Source organism: Pseudoalteromonas sp. NEC-BIFX-2020_002 (assembly GCF_013002825.1).
GTDB classification, from domain to species: Bacteria; Pseudomonadota; Gammaproteobacteria; order Enterobacterales; family Alteromonadaceae; genus Pseudoalteromonas; species Pseudoalteromonas neustonica.
Genome location: NZ_JABEPJ010000015.1, coordinates 56,005 through 77,883, shown reverse-complemented (window position 1 = coordinate 77,883; position 21,879 = coordinate 56,005). Strand labels below are relative to the sequence as shown.

Sequence of the window (21,879 nt, the reverse complement as noted above, 5' to 3'; positions counted from 1 at the left end):
AATTACTTCAAGTGCGTGCCAAGCTGTTGCAAATAAGCAATAAGGGCTTGCATTTCTGTCGCACCCTTGTTGTTATTCATTGCATCAACTTTGGCAACGTCTGCTATTAGTTCCTCATCACTACCGTACCCTAAACCTGGGTGTGCCGGGTTTTCTGGGTTAATAGCAAATGTGTCACGGAAAATTTTAAGTTTTTTAAGAGTCAAGCTAGTATCAACGCGATTCTCATCTAACCAAGGGTATCCTGGCATATTCGATTCAGGTACCACAGCACGTGGGTCCATTAAGTGAGCATAATGCCAATCGTCTGAGTAACGTTTACCTACACGGGCAAGATCAGGACCAGTTCGCTTTGAACCCCACTGAAATGGGTGATCCCATACTGACTCACCAGCTACAGAGTAATGACCATAACGCTCAACTTCATCACGAAAAGGGCGAATCATTTGTGAGTGACAGTTATAACAACCTTCACGTACATAGATATCGCGACCTTCCATCTCAAGCGCGTTTAATGGACGAAGTCCATCAACAGGCTTCGTTGTGTCGTCCTGGAACATCAGTGGAGTAATCTCTACTAATGCACCAAAGCTGATTGCAAACACAGTTAAGATAGCCATCAGGCCAACGTTCTTTTCAACTATTTCATGCTTATTTTGTGATTTTTTATTGCTCATCATCTCACTCCGTTATGCTAATTGTGCTTGCGCGTCTAATTTCAACGAATCATTCTTCGCTGCAATTGTACGGTAAACGTTATAAGCCATAACTAGCATGCCCGCTACGATGAATACACCGCCTACAAAGCGCATAACATAGAAAGGGTGTGACGCTTGTAGCGATTGGACAAAGCTATACATTAATGTACCGTCAGAATTTACTGCACGCCACATTAGACCTTGCATTACACCTGAAATCCACATTGCAACGATGTATAAAACAACACCTACAGTATGTAACCAGAAATGGGTATTAACTAGTTTCACGCTATACATACGTCCTTGCGAGAATAGAGCAGGGATAAGGTGATAAATAGCACCAATAGATATCATTGCAACCCAACCTAACGCACCAGAGTGTACGTGACCTACGGTCCAGTCAGTGTAATGAGACAGAGCATTTACAGATTTAATCGCCATCATTGGGCCCTCAAAGGTAGACATACCATAGAAAGACAATGAAACAACTAAGAAACGAAGTACTGGGTCAGTACGTAATTTATGCCATGCACCTGATAGAGTCATTATGCCATTTATCATACCGCCCCATGAAGGAACAAATAAGATGATGGACATAACCATACCTAAACTTTGCGTCCAATCTGGCAGCGCGGTGTAGTGTAAGTGGTGAGGACCAGCCCAGATGTATAAAGAAATTAGAGCCCAAAAGTGAACAACTGATAAGCGATAAGAGTACACCGGACGACCAGCTTGTTTTGGTACAAAGTAGTACATCATACCTAAGAAACCAGCAGTTAGAAGGAAGCCAACAGCATTGTGACCATACCACCACTGAACCATTGCATCTACGGCGCCTGCATAGATGGAATATGATTTAGTTAATGACACTGGAACAGCCATACTATTTACAATATGCAATACAGCAACAGTGATTATAAAACCAGCATAAAACCAGTTAGCAACGTAGATGTGCGATACTTTACGCTTAATTAACGTGCCAAAAAACACGATGGCGTAAACAATCCAAACAACGGTGATTAAAATGTCAATCGGCCATTCTAGTTCCGCATACTCTTTAGAACTTGTAATACCTAGTGGTAATGTGATGACCGCAAGCACGATAATTAACTGCCAACCCCAAAATGAAAAGGCGGCTAATTTATCTGAGAAAAGGCGCGTTTGACAAGTACGTTGTACGACATAATATGATGTCGCAAAAAGTGCGCTTGTACCAAATGCGAAAATTACTGCGTTCGTGTGTAACGGACGTAGTCGAGAGTATGTTAACCATGGTGTATCGAAGTTAAGTGCTGGCCAAGCTAATTGGGCAGCAATCAGAACCCCAACACTCATGCCAACGATGCCCCAAATCACTGTCATAATAGCGAATTGGCGTACAACTTTATAGTTATACTCAGTTTGTGATGCTACTGTTTGGCTCATTTTCTGGCTTCCGCTGCAATAAATGCGTTTAGAAATGAATTACCCACTTTAAAAAGTGGGGCCTACTATTACTTCACAAGTATGTTACCTAAAACCCTCAATGCCATGACTGCTTCAGAAAACAAACTCGCGAAACCCTTATTTTGCGGGGAAATGATAAATTTTTTGGCCTAAAAAAGATAGGTCAATTGCATAAAATTATGACATCAATCAATTTTTATCATGTAGTTGTTTACTTTTTGACACACTTTCTTAGTAATTGACTCTGATCGTTTCACTAAACTTGTATTTTAATAGGGGAATTATTAGTATCGCCCTTTACTTTGCTCAAGGATTACAATGTCAATTAAGCATATTATAGTGTTTATTTTTACACTTACCTTATTAATTGCCTGCGATCCGATCACAGCAAATAAAGATGAAATAGCAACAAACTCACAATGTCAGCCTAATCAAGCTTGCACATACCCAAAAAAAGCTAAAATATGGTTAAGTGAGCACCTTATTTCTCCTGAAACTCCCTTTAAAATTAATGTCTCCCTTAGCGACGGTAATATTATCCACAGCGCGAAACTTGAAGGTGTGACTATGTATATGGGTTACATTCCGCTGCAGTTTAAATTACAAGATAATGTGTTGACTGCAAATGCAATGGTCGGTATTTGTTCAGAACGAAACATGACCTGGAAACTGATACTTGAGCTCAAAAACCAAAAAAATCAGATAGAGTCTGTTTATTATTATTTTACAGTAATCTATTAATTTCTAGATTCAATTATTTGAATACCTATTCACTACATAAGCAGCAAGGGTATATCCCCTCGGTTAGTCATATTTCATTACGTGTAGAGTGTGCATTCTGATCATTCTATTCTCTCATTATTAAGGGTCTGTTGACCTTTACAAATTTAACCTTGAAAGGTCAACAGATCCTTAATCTATATTCTTAGGCGTTATTTTTATAAAGGACTGATTCTGATAGTAGAATTACTTGCAACCACTATCTTACATACAACCTTTTTTACTCCAACGGCGCTTCTATCTTGGGTGGGGTGAGTATTTGTTGACGGATAATGAACTTAATCGTCGTTGTTTAGCCATCGAATTCGTTAGTAAAAAAAGTCCATTTTGCGGTTTTTATAAAATGGTGTAATTAAGTTGTAAATTTAGCTTTTTTGGATATTTTCACAAGTAATTACAGTTAATTACAAATTTATCGTTATTAATTTCATTCGTAGTTTAAATGCATTCTTATTTTTTAATTAATTGTTTTTTAATTGTTTTAATTAATTAACAATGAAACATTCATTCACCTTATTCCCTGGTTTAGGGAACTGTAAAACAGAATTAAAGCCCCTTGTTTTTTCATTCAGTTTTCGTTCAGTTAAATCCCCCTAAGTTGCGCTGCGCTATCTCGACATTCTTAAATAAAACGAGCGCTGCCTAAATTAGGTATTTTTCCAACAAGTAGGGTATTACATGAAAAAATCAATAATTAGCTTAGCTGTTATAACGGCTATTCCTATGTTCACCAGCATTGAAGTTGTAGCTGCTGATGAAGTTCAAGCTATAGAAAAAATTCAAGTCACAGGTTCACGCATTAAACGCTCAGATATGGAAAGCGCAAGCCCAATAACGTTGATCAGCGCCGATGATATACAAGCTATGGGTGCAACAAGTATCGATAGCGTGTTACAAAAAATGACCGCAACAGGCGGAGCAATGACAAACCCTGGGGTTAATAATGGCTCTGGTGGTAACGCTCGTATTGATCTACGTGGTTTAGGCGCGCAACGAACATTGGTACTAGTTAATGGTCGTCGTATGATCAATTCAGGGACTGGCGCTGCATCAACTGTTGATTTAAATACCATTCCCGTATCAATGATCAAGCAAGTTGAAGTGTTAAAAGATGGCGCATCTGCTGTTTACGGCAGTGATGCGGTCGCGGGTGTTGTAAATATTATTTTAAAAGATGATTTTGAAGGCCTTGAATTAAACGCAAATACTGCAATTACAGGTGAGGGTGATGCATCTGAGAATTCAATCGACTTCACAGTCGGTAGCAGTTTTGATAAAGGTAATATCGTGATTGGTATGCAGTACACAGATCGTGGCAAAGCATCTCAAGCAGATCGTAATTTTTCTAAGTGCCCAATAGATGAAGGCGTTGACGGTTTATTCTGTACAGGTTCTGCCTACAATGAAGGTGGCCATATATGGAATGGTAACGGTGAAAAAGGCACAACGGTAAATGCAAAAGGTGAAGATACACAAGTTTCACTAATTGATGATGACGGAGTAACTGGCCGTGGCGGTGATTACCACCGTTACACCAATGAAGACAGCTATAATTACTCACCAACAAGTTACCTTTATACGCCAATGGAGCGTTTAAACTTAACAGGTATAGCAACATACGAACTATCTGACGATACCAGCTTATTTACTGAGTTTACGTATACTAAACGCTGGTCAGAGCAACAAATGGCGCCGCAGCCTGTCTGGTTTGATTTTGAATATACGCAGGCAATGGGCGATTCAATGCTTAATCAAAGCTACGATCAACGAGTTGACCTTGATGGTGATGGTTACCTTGATAAAGATGCGGATGGTAACTACGTAACGCAAGAAATGAACTATAAGTACGGTGATAAAATCTCATATGGTCGCCGTATGTCAGACACGGGTGAACGTTATTTTGAGCAATCAGTAGATACAGTACGTGCTGTGATCGGTGCTGAAGGTCTAATTGGAAATTATGCATGGGATGTGTCGGCTAACTTTGGCCGCAATGACTCGGTTGATAAGCTAAGTAATCTACATAACATGGGCGCAATTGGTGATCAAATTGACGCAGGTACATTTAATCCACTTGATCAACAGGCGTGGGTTTCAGACAATTTCCGCAAAAATGTTTACACTGAAGTAAATAATGGTGGGAGTCAGTTATTTATTCTAGCCGCAGCTGTTAGTGGTGAGTTGCTAGAACTGCCTGCGGGTTATGCAGCATTTGCGGCTGGTGTAGAGCGCCGCCAAGAAAAAGCATGGTTTACCCCAGACTCATTAACGGCACAAGGTTTGGCTAATGATCCGCGTGTTGAAGCGACTTCTGGTGGCTTTGATGTCAATGAGGCTTATCTTGAGCTTGCAATTCCATTACTTGCTGATAAACCATTTGCTGAGCATGTTGAGTTAAGTGCAGCTATTCGCGCATTTGATTACAGTACCTTTGGTTCAGATGAAACATGGAAATTAGGCCTAACGTGGAAAGCAAATGATGAATTAATGCTACGTAGTGTTGTGTCTACCGCTTTTCGTGCACCGACAGTCAATGAACTTTACTCAGGTAATTCTCCATCATTTGATCAAGTAGATTACCCTGGCGCGCAAAAACAAGCAGAAGTAACGGTTGGTGGTAATTCAGCGTTAACCCCTGAAGAAGCAGATACATTAACGGTTGGCCTTGTTTATGAACCACAGTGGTTTGATGGTTTCTCAATGACGGTTGATTACTTTGATATTGATATTGAAAATGCAATTACAAAGGTCGATAGTCAGTATATAGTTGATCAATGCTTAAATAATGCGGCTAACGCGACAACGCCACTGTGCCAATCAGCAGGTATTTCTATTGATGCAACAGGACGCATCAAATTTAATAACAAAATACAGAATATAGGCTCTGAAAAAACCTCAGGGTATGATTTGAATTTGGCATATAACTTTGAGGCAGCGGGTCTTAATTGGCGCGCAGGATTAGACACAACTTACCTTGATGAATATGTTAAACAAGTGACTGGAGACCCAGTTGAATACGCTGGTGTGATCACTTCTGGCTCAGGTGGCTATGCAGAAATCAAATCTAATCTTAGCCTTAAAGTTGCTGGAGATAGTTGGGACGCTCAATATAAAGCGCGTTATATTTCAGGTATGGACAGTTTTAAGTGTATAGGTAAGGAAGATACATGCTACGCGCCAACAACACCGAGTGTTGTTTATCATGATGTGAGCGGCTCTTACCTAATTAATGAAACAGTCGCATTGACTGCGGGTATCAATAACCTATTTGATAAGCAGCCTCCATATTACTCTGGTAATAATGATTCAAATACGGACCCGTATACGTATGATGTATTAGGCCGTCGTTTCTTTGCAAGCATGAGCATTAAGTTCTAAGTAACCGACACTTAGATTAAATTACTTTTAAGGCCTAGGGCGTGTTGACCTTTCGTGATTGATTTTGCAGCAGTATGTTTGGTATTTAGGCAAGGCAGAGCCTATGGTGTGTGGTTGTTCCCCATAAATAGGTGATAACGCAGTATAAATGCCAAACATGCGCTGCCCAAAGGGTTCTTCCTAGGGGCGATTGACTCTTTGTTGCTCGGTTTTTACTTAGCCTGCTAGGTTACAAACCTCGCGCCGCGATTAAATCGCCCCTAGATTGAACAAATTTCAATCCACAAAGGTCAACACGCCCTAGTTTTACTAGGCCTTTTTTGTTGAACAAATCCAAGGGCAGCAGTAAACTAATGTCTGTAACTTAAATTTAGGTTATCTCATATTTAATAGGAGAACTGATTGTTAAAGCAGGATGAAAACTTATCCTTTATTATCGAACCTGAGCTCAGTCCTCGTTCTGAGCAACGCATTGATTTGTATTTCTCTATCCCAAACGAAATGGGTATTAACCCACAAACCTTAACCGAAGAGTCTTACTTCAATAACCACTTTAAATCTTATTTAGCGTATAACGCCAATAATATTCACCTACCTTTAGTACGAAGCCGTTTTGTCAGTAAAAATAAAGGTGAACAGCAAGATTATCGGCAGAACCTTAATCTTTATTGTTATCAAGTCAGATTAGCTATTGAAACGGATATCAAAGAAGCGCTTAAAATAGAAGAACTTGATGAGTTTTATCAACGGGCCATTGAGCTGTGTGAACAAAGCCAAAGCTTACTAAAAAAATTGCGCCGTTATACCCCAGAAGATGAAAAGCTAATTTCATTTTACACTAATGCCGATAATTATTTGAGTTGGCAAATTGAACAGTCATTTTTAAGGTTACTGGATGAAGGCCCACGAAGTAGCGATCACGCAAAAGAACGCACTGATTTGCTGAATTTTTGTAAGTTTGAACAAACATACCGCCAAGAGCAGCAGTACAACTCAGATTCAACACTTAAAGATGCTAACCGTATTACTAATAAAATGCGTTTGTTACAGCGTTTAATTGAGCATGGCGTCGTATTAACAAGACAAACTCGTCATTTAAATAGTTATTTAAAGCGGTTAGTAAAAGGCAGCGTGACGGCAGTTATAATGGCCTTAGTCATGTTGGTTGTACTTAATGCGCGCAGCACTTTTACAGAAGTAACAGCAACATTGATTATTATTCTTGGTGCTATTTACGGTATGCGTGAAATATTTAAAGAAGATATAACCCGGGTTATTTGGCGAGCAATTGTAAAAGGACGGCCGAAGTGGCGCTTTCAATTTAATAACAGTGTTACGAAAGATAAAATTTCAACACAATATATTTGGCTTGAATACACTCGCTTTAAACATATTCCGCAGCAAGTGAGGAATATATTTTCAAAACGACGACAACAGAACAAACAAGCCGCGCAATGGTTACATTTTGCCAGTGAAACGCGAGTTAATGCCAAAGAGTTTTTACCCGGTTATGATAGTTTGCAGCAAACACTGCAATTTAACTTGGCACCTTTTGCTCGTTATTTAAAAAAAGGTGAAGGTAAGCTGTATAATGTTGAAAATAATAAAATATCTAAACAAAGTGTGGAGCGTCGCTATCAGCTAAACTTGGTAGTCGTTTATAGCAGTGCTGATAAAGTAACGCATCAGCGCTATAAAATCACTTTAAATAGAAGTAAAATTGTAAATATAGAGCTGATTTACAGTGAAAAATAATTTTCTCGTTGAGCTGAGTGAAGCTGTTATTCTATTTTCTTTGATCAGTGGCTTGGCTATAAAAACCAGATGGTGATCAGTTACCATCTGGTGAGGCTATTATTTTTCTAGGCCTGTTTTACTATATAACGAGACGCGATCAGAGACTAAAGTGATCTCAATCTTTTTATCACCACCGCCCCATGTGCAGTTAGTGTGTAGCGTTTTTTCAACACATTTTTCAGCTGCCCCCAATATTGCTTCAACGTCAGTTTTATTCATACCAATTTCAATTTTTTCGTAATTTTCTAAATTGATTTTTGAACAAGCCGACAACGTTAAAATGGCAGCAACTATTAATAATTTTTTCATTTTTTAACTTCCTTTATTTAGTGTTTGAACTTTCTAATTTGTACTATCATGCCCATTTTCGGGTGGTCAAAATAATGAACTTCATTGCTAATTACACGCTTAAATTGTGAAAAACGAGCACGCTGAATATCGCCTGTTGGTAATGCTTCATTGATGTCGAAATTTGCGTTAATGAAAAGATAATGACGAAGGTAAATATTAAAAACCCCTTCTAGCTCCCAGCTATCGCTGGCTTTTTCTTCTGTGGTAGGTAATGAAGAATTGAAGCTAACTTGATTAATAAAATCATCACTTTGGTAGTTCGCTGTTTTAGCTATATAGGGGGCTGGTATCAGTTGCCCGCCAAATAACGAAATGTGTTCAGATCGTGATTTACTTGCACCTTTAAAACGCCAGCCCGTATGCAATAGCGGTTTCAATCCTTTACGAACAAGTGATTGCTGTTGGGGTATGAATTTTAATTGTTCAGGCGCTAACAGGTACGTTTGCTTCATGTCATCTCTTACAGGCGCTAAAGGGCTTAAAGGCAGTACGTTGTAGCTACTTAGGTAATCAATACTCTCATCACACAAGTTTGAACGACTAACGCTTATTAATGAATCAGTAAAAGAGGCTGAGTTAAAACGACTATCACCATTAATACAATCTTGTTTGGCTTGCTCTTCATAAATAGGTGTCAGTAAATCAAGATTATTAGATTTTTTTATCGGGTCTTTATCTAAGCTGAAATCTTCTTGCATGTAGGGGGCAGGGCGTTGCTTAAAAATCAGCACTTCCACTTCAAACCAGCGTTCAGCAAATGCAGTGCTACTAAATACACAACACAACAATAATAGGGACTTTTTAAACAACATTAATGGCTAACCTTTTTAGAGAAATCTGCAATCATTGCAGTGACCATTTTTAAACGCTCACGGGCACTTGCCTCATTGATCGCAAAACGCAATTTATTTGCGCCATCCATTTTGTACACCTTAGGCGCACTTTGTATCAAACCTATAATGAAGCTAGGATTAACCTTTGTATCTTGGCTGAACTCAAAATAACCTCCTTTAGGGTTTGCCTCAATTTTTTTAATTCCCAGTTCGCTGGCTTTTAGCTTAAGTTGTTGAAGGCTGAATAAGTTTTTAGCCGCATCAGGCAATAAACCAAAACGGTCAATTAATTCAACCTGTAATTCATCCATATCATCTACATTAGCACAGCTGGCAACGCGTTTGTACATGCCCAATCGTGCATTTACATCGTGAATATAATCATCAGGTAACAGTGCTGCTAATTTTAAATCCACTTCGCTTTGTTGTTGTAATAAGTTATCAAGTGTTGGCTCTTTGCCATCACGCAGTGACTTGACGGCTTGCTCAAGCATTTCCATGTATAGGTTAAAACCAATGGTGTGCATTTGCCCTGATTGATCATCGCCAAGTAGCTCACCCGCGCCGCGGATCTCTAAATCGTGAGTTGCCAGCGCAAAACCTGCGCCTAAATCTTCTAGTGACTCAATGGCTTCTAGGCGCTTTACAGCATCTTTAGACAGCGCTTTAGGGTTACCTGTTAGTAAATAAGCGTATGCTTGATGATGGCTACGTCCAACGCGACCGCGCAATTGGTGAAGCTGCGCTAAGCCAAGTTTATCAGCACGATCCATAATAATCGTGTTTGCGGTCGGGATATCAATGCCGGTTTCAATAATGGTCGTACACACGAGCACGTTATATTTTTGATGATAAAATTCACTCATCAATTGCTCTAAATCACGTTCGCGCATTTGCCCATGAGCAGAGGCAACACTTGCCTCTGGTACCCATTCGCTGATCTCTTCAGCAACGCGGTCGATGGTATCTACGTTATTGTGTAAAAAGTAAACTTGGCCACCGCGTTTAATCTCTCGTAGTATGGCTTCGCGTATCAATTCGGCGTCACGTTGGCGCACAAAAGTTTTAACCGCAAGGCGTTTAGCAGGTGGTGTGGCGATAATTGATAAGTCTCGCATACCACTCATGGCCATATTTAATGTTCTGGGAATTGGAGTGGCCGTCAGCGTTAATATATCTACATCAGCACGTAGTGATTTAATTTTTTCTTTTTGGCGAACACCAAAGCGATGCTCTTCATCAACAATTAATAAGCCTAAATCTTTAAAAATGATATCTTGTTGGATCAGTTTATGCGTTCCAATCACGATATCTAGCTTGCCATTGGCCATTCTTTCAAGTGTGTCTTTTTGTTCTTTTGGAGAATTAAAGCGAGACAAAACGCCCACTTCAATTGGAAAATCAGCGAAACGGTCTTTAAAATTTTCATAATGCTGTTGGGCAAGTAAAGTGGTCGGTACAAGCACCGCGACTTGCTTATCATCATTAATAGCGACAAATGCAGCCCTCATAGCGACTTCGGTTTTACCAAAGCCAACATCGCCACATACTAGTCGATCCATCGCTTGTTTACTTTGCATATCACCGAGTACCGCTTCAATGGCACTGCGCTGATCGTCTGTTTCTTCAAACGGGAAGCCATCACTAAACGCACGATAAGCTGCGCCATCAAGAGCGAATGCATTTCCTGGCTTAGCTTGGCGCTGCGCATAAATATCTAATAGCTCAGCTGCAACATCACGCACTTTTTCAGCTGCACGCTTTTTAGCTTTGTCCCATGCATCAGATCCAAGTTTATGAAGTGGGGCGCTTGCTTCTTCACCGCCAGAGTAGCGGCTTAGCATATGCAGTGCTGACACTGGGACGTAGAGTTTTGCTTCACCCGAGTAGGTGATAGTGACAAATTCAGTGACTAGACCTGCGGCGTCAATGGTTTGTAGCCCTTGGTAGCGGCCAACACCATGATCAAGGTGAACAATAGGCTGGCCTACTTTTAACTCAGCTAAATTACGTATTAGTGCATCTTGGCTTGCTTCGTATTTATGCTTTCGACGACGTCGTTGCGATACTTTTATGCCGAGTAATTCTTGTTCAGTAATAATAGTCAGCGGTGGTTTACTGCTTAGCACAACACTTTGTTCAAGTGGGCTTACAATTAAGCCAACATCACTGTTACTTGCTGTAAATTCATCAAACGTATTAAATTCTTTTAACTTTAATCCACTCGGTTTTAGTATTGCCAGTAATGACTCACGGCGACCATCCGATTCAACAGAGAGTAAAACACGGCCTTTTTGTTTTTTCTGTGTACTGACGTAGTCAATAAATGCGTGATAGGGCTCATGTAGCTTATGGTCAATACGGATTGCAGGGAGTTCTAATGTGGCTAAGTTTTTATTACCCGCTTTGGTAGGTAGCTTAGCCTGCGAGAGTTTAATGCGGGCAAAGTTACCTAAATTTGAAAACAGCTCATTAATGGGTTGATATAAGCTGACAGGTTCAAGTAGTGGGCGCAGCGGATCAACACGACGGTTTTCATATCGGACATTTACGTCATGCCAAAAATTATCCGCGGCATGTTCAACATCCCCTAATTGCATTACCGTCGTTGTATCAGGGAGGTATTCAAAAATAGTGGCTAATTGATCAAAAAATAGCGGCATGTAATATTCAATACCTGCCGGCCAGTTTCCTTTAGTGACTTGCATATAGACTGAGTCTTGCTCAGAGCTAGCTCCAAATTTTGAGCGGTAATTAATACGAAAACGCTCTATATCAGCTTCGTTTGTTGGAAACTCATGGGCAGGCAGTAACTCTATTTTTTCTACTTTATCGTCAGAGCGTTGGCTTTCAACGTCAAATAAGCGAATTGAATCAAGCTCATCATCAAAAAAGTCAAGCCTAAAAGGATGCGGGCTACCCATTGGGTATAAATCAACAATAGAGCCTCGAATTGCATACTCACCGTGTTCCATTACTTGTTGCACATGTAAATAACCAGCTTGCTCTAAGTTATTGCGCAAGCTATGGGTATCTAAAATATCACCCACTTTAAAGTTTATAGTGGAGCCATAAATAAATGATGCAGGAGCAGTGCGTAGCATTAGGGTTGAAACCGGCACAATTAATACACTTTGTTGTTCTTTTTTGAGCGTATTTAATGTTGCTAGGCGCGCTGAGATAATATCTTGGTGTGGCGAAAAATGATCATAAGGAAGAGTTTCCCAATCAGGAAACACCATGACCGGATGATTTGGTAATAAGTACTCTAATTCAGTTTCTAAGCGCAAGGCACTGGGCGTGTCAGGTGTGACGATTAATACCAAACCGTCTTGTTGCTGAACCCCTTGAGCGATAGCAATACTTAATCCGCTACCGGTGAGTTGCCCCCATTGAATTTTATCTTTTTGAGATTTTACCCAAGGCAAGGCTGCCCATTGCGCAAACGCCATTTATTACTCCTTTATTTGACCTCGCAAGGTCACTATTTTAGTCGCGATAGATTCTAGTTAAGTCTTGGTAATGATCGATTCGACGATCCCGTAAATACGGCCATATACGTCTTACGTTTTCTGAGCGTTTTTGATCAAGTTCGATTACTAAAATTTGCTCATCAGTTGTATTAGCCTCAGAGAGTAGCTCACCTTGAGGGCCCGCAATAAATGAATTCCCCCAAAATTGAATACCGTTACTTTGAGCACTCGGGTCATTTTCATGGCCAACACGATTACAACTGATCACAGGGACCCCGTTTGCTACGGCATGCGCACGTTGAGAGATCACCCAAGCATCTTTTTGGCGAGCTTGTTCGCCTTTGTCATCACGCGGATCCCAGCCAATAGCTGTTGGGTAAATTAGTAGCTCAGCACCGGCCATAGCCATTAAGCGTGCGGCTTCAGGAAACCATTGATCCCAACATACTAACACGCCAAGTTTACCAACCGAGGTTTGAATTGGTTCAAAACCAAGATCACCTGGTGTGAAGTAAAATTTTTCGTAAAAGCCTGGGTCGTCAGGAATGTGCATTTTACGGTATTTGCCCGCAATAGTGCCGTCTTTTTCAAGTACGGCGGCTGTATTATGATAAAGCCCTGTTGCACGTTTTTCAAAAAGTGACGCGACAATAACAATGCCAAGTTCTTTAGCAAGTTGGCCTAAAGTATTACTGCTAGGGCCAGGTATTGTTTCAGCTAAATCAAATACATCAACGTCTTCAGTTTGGCAAAAATAAAGACTGCGATGGAGTTCTTGAAGCACCACTAATTGCGCGCCTTGGCTTGCGGCATCGCGAATACCTGCGATTGATTTTGCCATGTTTTCGTCGGCATTATCACTATTTGTTTGTTGCACTAGGGCAACCGTTAACTTATCAGGGCTATTCACTTAGGGTCTCCGGCTAAAAATCCACGCGGTAATTGCATGGTAATACAATGTAAACTGCCAAATTGTGCAATGATTGGTAAACAATTCACACTAATAATTTTATGACTAGGGTAGGCGCTTTGTATACGTTCAAGGGCTAATGCGTCATTGCTGTCATTATACGTCGGTACAAGCACGGCATTGTTAATGATTAAATAATTCGCATAGGTTGCAGGGAGCCTATCATTGTCAGCGTTAAATACAGCTTTAGGCCATGGCAAATCAATTAATGTGTATGGTTTGCCTGTGTGAGTTGTAAAGCTTTCAAGCTGTTTTTCCATCGCATCTAGGGCGCTGTAATGCTCGTCATTGTTGTCGTCACATTTTACATAGACAAGGGTATTGTTAGGTGCAAAGCGCACGAGAGTATCAATGTGACTGTCGGTGTCATCACCGGCTAAGTAACCATGGTCTACCCATAAAAAGTCGTTTGCACCCAGCTGAGTACGCAAAACGTGCTCAATATCATCAGTGCTCAGTGACGGGTTACGATTTTGGTTGAGTAAACACTCGCGTGTGGTGAGCAATGTACCGTGTTCATTTATTTCAATACCCCCACCTTCAAGTACTAAATCAATGGCTTGATATTGATTATTGGAATGAGCGAGTTGTTTGACAAGCACTGCATTAATTTGATTATCCAATGTGCTTTCAAACTTGTTACCCCAGCCATTAAACGTGAAGTCGTTTATTGTTAGTTCTGCGGGGTTATCAAGCGATGCGCAGGTCAAAGGTCCATGATCGCGTGCCCATGTATCATTACATGGAGTCACTACAAAATGCACGCGACTTAAATCAACATCATTGGTAAGCAATAATTGCGTTATATGTGTTTTAAGTGTGTCATCGTGCGCGACGATCACTAACTGTTGAACGTTACATATATGTTGGCAAAGCTGTACATATACGGGCTCAACAGCGGTTAAATTATCACGCCAATCAGTGGCTTGATGAGGCCATGTTAGCATGACAGCGTCTTGCTCGGCCCATTCGGGTAAAAGTCTAAAGTTCATGGATTTAATAAACAAACAAAGGTGTTGCTAGTTTAGCATTTCGGCCGAAGAAGTCAGCTTTTTCATGGTTAATGTTCAGGTTTTGTTGGTGTGTTTGTGCTTTTATCGTTTTGGAATGATCCATCTAAAGGCGTATCGAGCGCTTGCTGTTGTTGGCGTTTTTTGAGCTGTCGCGTTTGTGCATGTAAAGTAGCGCGAACAACGAGTTCTTGATCTGAATCACGAATGGCAATAAATAGCAGCGTATATTGATATTGATCGTCATCTTGCTTTTCAATCGCAACGACTTCGGTATAACAATAAACGGCAGATGCTTCATGCTGTAAAAACAATTTTGTGCGAAATGTGTGACCTAATGAATACACGCTATCTGAGGTGAATTTAACACCGCCACCGCCATAACTATCGCAGTACATTGAATTATCTTCGGGCTGTTCAGATGCCAATATATGGCTCATTATTAGGTCTATTTTACGCGATTGTGCTTGTAAAAATACGGCAAGTTCTTGTGCTATATCGCCTAAGTTACGCAGTGGCCGTAATGAACTTAACTCTAATTCACTGACTTCATTGGCAAGCTTAAATAATGGGGGAATATCAGCTTCGAGTTGTGCGAGAGTTTTGGGAACCGCATGAGGGTCAACTGCAAATAGATTTACACGGTTACTTTCATCAATTTGAAAATATTGCTCAAACTCAGTTAGTTTTTCATTGTTCATATTAAGGCTCCTCGACGCACGGACTATTATATACCCAAGCCACCTCAAGATGCAGAATTCAGCGTTTCACAGGGGCTTATTATCAAGGCGTTACTTTGCAAGAATGGCCATCCCTTTTAAGAAGTAACAACGCTGATAGTAAGTGCCTGTGAAACGCCCACCGGGTTGGTTTAAAAGCGATTTATACTGCGTTATTGATTTTAACAATAGAACTACTATTACTTATAATCAATGCCTTGCCTAAATCGCTTTTAATTCCAACTGAAACTCGCATTTTGAGGTGGTTTGGGTATAGTAGCGCTCGCGAGAAGAAATTGCTAGTTATCTGACACCCATAAAAAAGGGCAAACTACTGTTTGCCCTTATATTTTTAATCGCTATTAATTATAAATTACTTTCAGGTGTATCTACATTTTCACGCTTATGATGCAGGGCTATTTCATCCGCTAGCTCAGTGCGAGAACGTTTTTCACTTAGCTTACGATCTGTTAGCCAGTAAAAGAATAATGGTACAAAAAACACGGCTAAGAAAGTGGCGGCCATCATGCCACCCATCACGCCTGTACCAACGCTATGACGTGCACCAGCTCCTGCGCCAGAGCTAAGTACCAATGGAACAACACCTAAAATAAACGCTAATGATGTCATAATTATTGGCCTAAAACGCAAGCGTGCTGCTTCAAGTGCTGCGGCGCTGGCACTCCAGCCTTGTTGGTGCTTCATAAGGGCATATTCAACAATTAATATGGCATTCTTACTGGCCAGGCCAAGGAGTGTTACTAAGCCAATTTGAAAGTAAACATCGTTTGTCATGCCGACTAACCAAATTGACACCAGTGCGCCAAATGTACCAAATGGTAGTGCAAGCATAACTGATAATGGTAACGACCAGCGCTCGTATAAAGCCGCAAGAATTAAAAACACCATAATAACAGCCAGGCCAAGTGCGATACCTGTAGTGCCAGAACTTCGTTTTTCTTGGAATGCAGAGCCTGTCCAATCGTAGGTCATATCAGGTGGTAACACGGCTTTTGCGATGCGTTCCACTTCAGCAATTGCTTGACCAGAGCTATAACCGGGAGCTGCATTACCGAGCAGTTTTACCGCCGGTAAATTGTTGTAGCGGTTAAGGCTCTCAGGCCCGCGGCTAAAATCGACATTTGTAAATGCAGACATTGGCACCATGGTTCCTTGGTTGTTTTTAACATAAATACGGCCAATGTCATCGGGCTTCATCCTAAACTCAGCTTCAGCAGACATCAATACCTGCCATGCACGACCAAACTTGTTAAAGTCATTGACATAGTAAGTGCCCAGCGTGCCGGCAAGGGCAATAAAGGCATCATCAATTTCAATACCCATTGCACGTGCTTGTTCGCGGTCAACATTTACTTTTAGCTGCGGGGCATTAGGACGCCAAAGCGTTTGCAAGCCACTTAAAACAGGACTCTTTTGTGCTTCAGCCATCATCATCCCCATGGCTTGTTGTAGTTTCTCGGGGCCACCAGCACCTTTGTTTTGAATATAAAACTCAAAACCACCGGTACTACCTAAACCAAAAATAGCAGGGGGATTAAATGCAAGTACTAAGGCTTCGTTAATATGTGCAGTTTTCATAAACAGCTCATTGACGAGGCTTTTTGTATCTATCTCGCGTTCATCCCAATGTTTTTGGGTAACAAACAAGGTCGCGGCACTATTTTTATAACCGCCACCAATAAAGTCAAAGCCTGTAAAAGCAACCACGTTTTCATTGGCTGGGTTTGATTGCACTGCTGCAATTACTTCTTTTACTACTTCCTCAGTGCGTTCAAGCGATGAACCATCAGGTAAGAAAATAGCGGAGATGTAATAACCTTGATCTTCATCAGGGACTAAAGAACCAGGGGTATTTTTCCAAAGTCCAATAGTAATAGACACCATGCCAATCATTAATAATAAACCTAATGCGCCACGGCGAACCATATAGCCAACCGCGCCAACATATTTACTGGTTATTTTAGTAAAAATACGGTTAAACCATAAAAAGAAGGAGGCTGTTTGTTTATGTTCTTGTTTTAAAATAAGTACACATAACGCGGGAGTCATGGTCAATGCGACGACACCAGATAAACTCACTGCAATTGAGATGGTAATCGCAAACTGGCGGAATAACTCACCGGTTAAGCCACCTAAAAAGGCTATGGGCACAAATACAGAGCAAAGTACGAGTACAATCGCGACGACCGGACCTGATACTTCTTTCATTGCTTTTATGGCAGCTTCGTGGGCGCTGACATGCTCTTCATGCATAATCCGTTCGACATTTTCCAGTACAACAATGGCATCGTCAACAACAATACCAATGGACAGCACCATACCAAACAGAGTGAGTGAGTTAATAGAATAACCAAGCATGTACATACCAGCAAAAGTACCTAATAAAGACACTGGTACAGCTAATGTTGGAATTAACGTCGCGCGCCAATTTTGTAAAAACAGATACACGACCAAGAAAACCAATATCATTGCTTCAATAAGCGTGATCACAACTTCACGAATAGACACTTCAACAAAGCGAGTGGTGTCGTAAGAGTTTAAATGCGCAAGACCGACAGGGAATTGTTGTTTAATTTCTGCTAGTACACCATTTACTTCTTCAGCTACATCAAGTGCATTTGCACCAGGTTGTAAAAATATACCTAAAAGTACGGCTTCTTTACCGTTAATAGTACCGCTGAAATTGTAATCTTTTGACCCTAATTCAACACGTGCAATATCTTTTAAACGTAAACTACTGCCATCTAAATTTGAACGAATGATAATCTCTTCAAATTGGCTTGGCTCAGACAAACGCCCTTGTGCGGTAACACTATAAACCAGTTCTTGGGCTGATTGGGAGGTTGGCGTAGCGCCAATTTTACCCGCAGCGTATTGTGAATTTTGTGAGCGAATAGCACCTGCTATTTCTTCAACGGTAACACCTAATTGACTCATTACATCTGGGCGTAACCAAATACGCATAGCGTAATCTTTCGCACCAAATATTTGTACGCTGGTGGTTCCAGGTATACGTTTAATACGATCTAAAATATTGAGGGTAACGTAATTTGAGGTCCACAAGCTGCTGCGGCTTTCATCGGGAGAATAAAAGGCATGAACTTGCAAGAAGCTTGATGAGCCTTTTTGAACAACCACACCTTGACGACGCGTTTCTTCAGGTAGGCGCGCTTCAACTTGCTTAACGCGGTTATTGACGTTCACAGCCGCTTGGTCAATATCGGTACCAATTTCGAAGGTTACCTCAATCGTGGTTGCGCCTGAGCTGGTTGATGTAGAAGCCATGTACATCATGCCTTCAACACCAGTGATCGCATTCTCAATAGGCGCTGCAACGGTTTGTTCAAGCACCTCAGCAGATGCACCCGGATAAGCTGCAGTTACTTGCACAACAGGAGGGGCTATTTCAGGGTATTGTGCGATGGGTAAACTGCGCATTGCAGCTAAGCCAGCCAATACAATAACAATTGAAATAACAAATGCAAAAATAGGTCTGTCTATAAAATAACGAGAAAACATAATACTCCCTGCGCCTATTCTGCGCTTACGCTGTTTGTTGCATTGTTAACGGCTACCGGCATGCCAGGGAAGAAGATACGTGCCATACCATCGACAATTATTTCATCCCCTGCGTTAATGCCTGATTTAATTAACCAAAAGTTTTTATCACCAGCATTTGCTGGCTTTTGCACCCACTCACCAACAACAACAGGCGCAGGTCGGGCAATAGTGCCACCTTGCTCACCTTTAGCTACAACGTAGACAAATTTCCCCATACCGTTATCAAGTACCGCGCGCTGTGGCACAACAAACGCATTTTTACGCACTGCACCTTTTAAACTCACGCGAACAAATTGACCCGGACGAAGTTTAAAATCAGGGTTGGGTATAATAGCTTGTAGTTCACTGGTGCCCGTATTTGGGTTAATGCGTACATCAGAGAAGTTAACTAGGCCACTTTTGCTATATATAGAGCCATCTTGCAGTTTAATGCTAGTTTGCCAATGACCGCTTTGTGGCAATGTTAGTGAACCGTTAGCTTCATCTTGGCGCATTTGCAATTGTTCACGCTCCGAAATACCAAAACGTAAACGGATAGGATCAAGCTGGGTTATTTGCGTTAGCAGTAAATCAGGACCTGAAACATAAGTGCCTTCAGAGACAAATTCACGGCCCATAACACCTGCAACAGGCGCTTTAACTTGCGCATACTCGAGATTTAATTGTGCTTCTTTTAACGCAACTTTAGCGGCTGCTAAATTAGTTTTCGCGATGTCTGTAGTCGAGCTGGCGTTATCATAATCACGTTGTGAAACAGATTTTTCAGCGCGCAGTTTACCTAATCGCTTTACATCTCTTTGTGCTTGAACGAGTGATGCTTTTGCGCCGTCAAAGGCGGCTTGGGCACGTTCTAGCGCTAATTGATAAGGTTCTAAATCAACGGTGAATAAGGAACGGCCTTTTGTCACTGTTTGACCTTCGTCAAAGTTACGTGATTCTAAAATACCGGTTACGCGTGCTCTTACTTCAACTTCTTTTGAGCCAGAAAGTGTTGCAGGTAATTCAATTGTAAAAGGCGCATCTTCAGTTGCGGCAATCACGGTTGCTACAGAGGCTGGTTGCATAGCCGCTTGCGGTGTTTGTGGGGCTTCACTGCAACCTTGTAAAAGTAAGGCTGTTGAGGCAAATAAAAAGAAAGAAAGAGACAATTTTGATAGTGCGAAAGACTGACGCATGTTTACTCCACAGTTCCAATTGTTAAGTATAATATTTTAAGCATGTATTAAGCTGCCTGAGTATGGCATTTAGCTGGTTTTATGACCAGCATGTAAAGACAAATTACTTTTATTCAGCTTAAGTAAACGCAAGTGTATACCTTAATTTTTAATAGGTATACACTTGCGTTTACTTTTTTACTCTTAGCATTCAAATACAAAAAATAATGCTACAATGTTTGTATTGATATTGGGGGCATTATGGAATCGAGTAATAACAAACAAAATGATGTGCTATGTGCTGCGATACATGAATTTGCGCGCCGTGGGTTAGCGGGTACTACGATGGAAGCCATCGCTAAAAAAGCCACTGTATCTAAGCGTACGCTTTATAAGCACTATGCAAACAAGCAAGCACTATTTGATGAAGTTGTATCATTACTTTTAGCACGCATTGCACAATTACAGAGTTACCAATACTTAAAAGACATACCAATTTATGATCAGTTAAAAGATTTGGCAAAGCTCTGTTTATCTTTGGGCAATGATGAAGATTACCTAACATTGTCACGTATTGTGATTATTGAATCTATGCGAGATAAAGAGCAAGCAGCTCGCCTTGAAGTAAAGTTTTTAGACTGTGAAAAAGGCCTACTAACGTGGTTTGAACAAGCTCAAAGCGCGGGTGTACTTAATGATGTACCTGCTGATATTGCCGCTGCATTTTTTTATGGTGGTTTAAAAAAAATGGCGTATTGGGAGCAAGTGATTAAATGGAAGCCCGCTTTAGATGAAGCGCGCTTAGAGCAGCTTGTGGATTTAACATCGCGCTTTTTTATCAGTGGCATCAAGCTTGAAAAGTAAAAACTTGATGCTGGGTATCAACTGATTGCCCTAGGATTAATTAAAGACTGACGTTATTATTTAAGTAACGCTACTAACTCAGTTAAATCATTCACCTTGTAGTCAGGTGTTTTTGCAAGCGGATAAAGTGCTTTACCAGGGCGTGCTATAAATGCCGTTTGTAAGCCTGCTGCTTTTGCGCCCGCAACATCCCATCCGTGCGCGGCTACCATTAGTGCTTCTTCAGGTTTTACCTGTAATTTTTGTAACGCCCATTGATAAGCACGCAAGTCAGGTTTATAGATTTTAATATCTTCAATGCTGTAACGGGCTTGAAAAAAATCAGTTAGACCGGCACTTTCAAATTGTGTTTTAACCCCGTTATTTGATGAATTAGTTAAGCTAACTAATTTATAACCACGATCTTTGAGTATTTGCAGTGCTGCTTTTACATCCGAGTGAGCCGGAAGACTCAGTAGTGGTGTAACAATCGCTGTTTTTGCTTGCTCAACATTGAGTTTAATCGCGTTATTTTGCGCAACCATTAGCAGCGATGCCACACCAATTTTTCCAAAGTCTTGATAGTCACCAATTGCCGTACTTACCAAAGAGTGATGCAACATAGTTGAAAACCATAATGGTAGTAAGTCTTCTCGCCCGCCCAACGCAGCCCCAATAGATGTTCGCATAGATTCAAGATCGAGCAGGGTTTCATTTACATCAAAAATAATTACTTTTGGTTGCGCTAATGTCTTTTCAGCTGCCATAAGATCGCCTCCTATAAATTGACAAGCTACAAGTAAGCTTAATGTTAGCGTTTTAAGTTGTTTAAACAACACCATAAT

Annotated in this window: 15 protein-coding genes; 4 read left to right on the top strand and 11 right to left on the bottom strand. The window is 40.9% G+C overall.

The genetic code is table 11. The features are described 5' to 3' along the window. Window positions 1–2: 2 nt before the first annotated feature. Together ccoO and ccoN are read right to left on the bottom strand one after the other, a co-directional pair. Window positions 3–677, bottom strand: coding sequence for a cytochrome-c oxidase, cbb3-type subunit II (gene ccoO, locus HJP15_RS16120; RefSeq protein ID WP_054203517.1), 675 nt, complete (start codon window positions 675–677; stop codon window positions 3–5). 12 nt (window positions 678–689) lie between these two features. Beyond that, window positions 690–2,123 (bottom strand): cytochrome-c oxidase, cbb3-type subunit I, encoded by a 1,434-nt coding sequence (gene ccoN / locus HJP15_RS16115; protein WP_054203518.1) that lies wholly within the window; start codon window positions 2,121–2,123, stop codon window positions 690–692. A gap of 339 nt (window positions 2,124–2,462) precedes the next feature. Between ccoN and HJP15_RS16110 the strand changes: the two genes are divergently transcribed. From HJP15_RS16110 to HJP15_RS16100, 3 genes are all read left to right on the top strand, one after another. Beyond that, window positions 2,463–2,885, top strand: a complete 423-nt coding sequence (locus tag HJP15_RS16110; RefSeq protein WP_054203519.1) for a hypothetical protein — start codon at window positions 2,463–2,465, stop codon at window positions 2,883–2,885. 717 nt (window positions 2,886–3,602) lie between these two features. Beyond that, the gene (locus HJP15_RS16105) at window positions 3,603–6,302 is read left to right on the top strand and encodes a TonB-dependent receptor (RefSeq protein WP_170174140.1); all 2,700 of its coding nucleotides are present in this window, start codon (window positions 3,603–3,605) and stop codon (window positions 6,300–6,302) included. A gap of 402 nt (window positions 6,303–6,704) precedes the next feature. Further along, window positions 6,705–8,057 (top strand): hypothetical protein, encoded by a 1,353-nt coding sequence (locus tag HJP15_RS16100; RefSeq protein WP_054203521.1) that lies wholly within the window; start codon window positions 6,705–6,707, stop codon window positions 8,055–8,057. A gap of 99 nt (window positions 8,058–8,156) precedes the next feature. On the opposite strand, the gene HJP15_RS16095 is transcribed toward HJP15_RS16100, so the two are convergent. The 8 genes from HJP15_RS16095 to HJP15_RS16060 all read right to left on the bottom strand — a co-directional run bounded on the left by HJP15_RS16095 (window position 8,157) and on the right by HJP15_RS16060 (window position 20,212). After that, entirely contained in the window at window positions 8,157–8,408 is a 252-nt protein-coding gene (locus HJP15_RS16095; protein ID WP_064435487.1) for a hypothetical protein, read from the bottom strand. Between the two features lie 17 nt (window positions 8,409–8,425). After that, entirely contained in the window at window positions 8,426–9,262 is an 837-nt protein-coding gene (locus HJP15_RS16090) for a peptidoglycan binding protein CsiV (RefSeq protein WP_170174139.1), read from the bottom strand. Continuing rightward, window positions 9,262–12,735 (bottom strand): transcription-repair coupling factor, encoded by a 3,474-nt coding sequence (mfd, locus tag HJP15_RS16085; RefSeq protein ID WP_054203524.1) that lies wholly within the window; start codon window positions 12,733–12,735, stop codon window positions 9,262–9,264. The genes HJP15_RS16090 and mfd overlap by 1 nt, the downstream gene beginning before the upstream one ends. A 37-nt stretch (window positions 12,736–12,772) precedes the next feature. Further along, window positions 12,773–13,666 carry a nitrilase-related carbon-nitrogen hydrolase gene (locus HJP15_RS16080; protein WP_170174138.1) on the bottom strand — a complete coding sequence of 298 codons (894 nt, stop codon included), beginning with the start codon at window positions 13,664–13,666 and terminating at the stop codon, window positions 12,773–12,775. Then, window positions 13,663–14,718: an agmatine deiminase family protein gene (locus tag HJP15_RS16075; protein WP_170174137.1), complete on the bottom strand. Its 1,056-nt coding sequence runs from the start codon at window positions 14,716–14,718 to the stop codon at window positions 13,663–13,665. Before HJP15_RS16075 ends, HJP15_RS16080 begins: the two co-directional genes overlap by 4 nt. Window positions 14,719–14,786: 68 nt before the next feature. After that, window positions 14,787–15,437: a PilZ domain-containing protein gene (locus HJP15_RS16070; protein ID WP_170174136.1), complete on the bottom strand. Its 651-nt coding sequence runs from the start codon at window positions 15,435–15,437 to the stop codon at window positions 14,787–14,789. A gap of 384 nt (window positions 15,438–15,821) precedes the next feature. Further along, entirely contained in the window at window positions 15,822–18,995 is a 3,174-nt protein-coding gene (locus tag HJP15_RS16065; protein WP_170174135.1) for an efflux RND transporter permease subunit, read from the bottom strand. Window positions 18,996–19,009: 14 nt separating this feature from the next. Continuing rightward, window positions 19,010–20,212 carry an efflux RND transporter periplasmic adaptor subunit gene (locus tag HJP15_RS16060; protein WP_054203529.1) on the bottom strand — a complete coding sequence of 401 codons (1,203 nt, stop codon included), beginning with the start codon at window positions 20,210–20,212 and terminating at the stop codon, window positions 19,010–19,012. Between the two features lie 240 nt (window positions 20,213–20,452). Here HJP15_RS16060 and HJP15_RS16055 point away from each other — a divergent pair, with 240 nt between their 5' ends. After that, window positions 20,453–21,055 (top strand): TetR/AcrR family transcriptional regulator, encoded by a 603-nt coding sequence (locus tag HJP15_RS16055; protein WP_054203530.1) that lies wholly within the window; start codon window positions 20,453–20,455, stop codon window positions 21,053–21,055. A gap of 56 nt (window positions 21,056–21,111) precedes the next feature. Here HJP15_RS16055 and HJP15_RS16050 read toward each other — a convergent pair whose 3' ends face one another. Then, the gene (locus HJP15_RS16050; protein ID WP_170174134.1) at window positions 21,112–21,876 is read right to left on the bottom strand and encodes a haloacid dehalogenase type II; all 765 of its coding nucleotides are present in this window, start codon (window positions 21,874–21,876) and stop codon (window positions 21,112–21,114) included. Window positions 21,877–21,879: the final 3 nt, after the last annotated feature.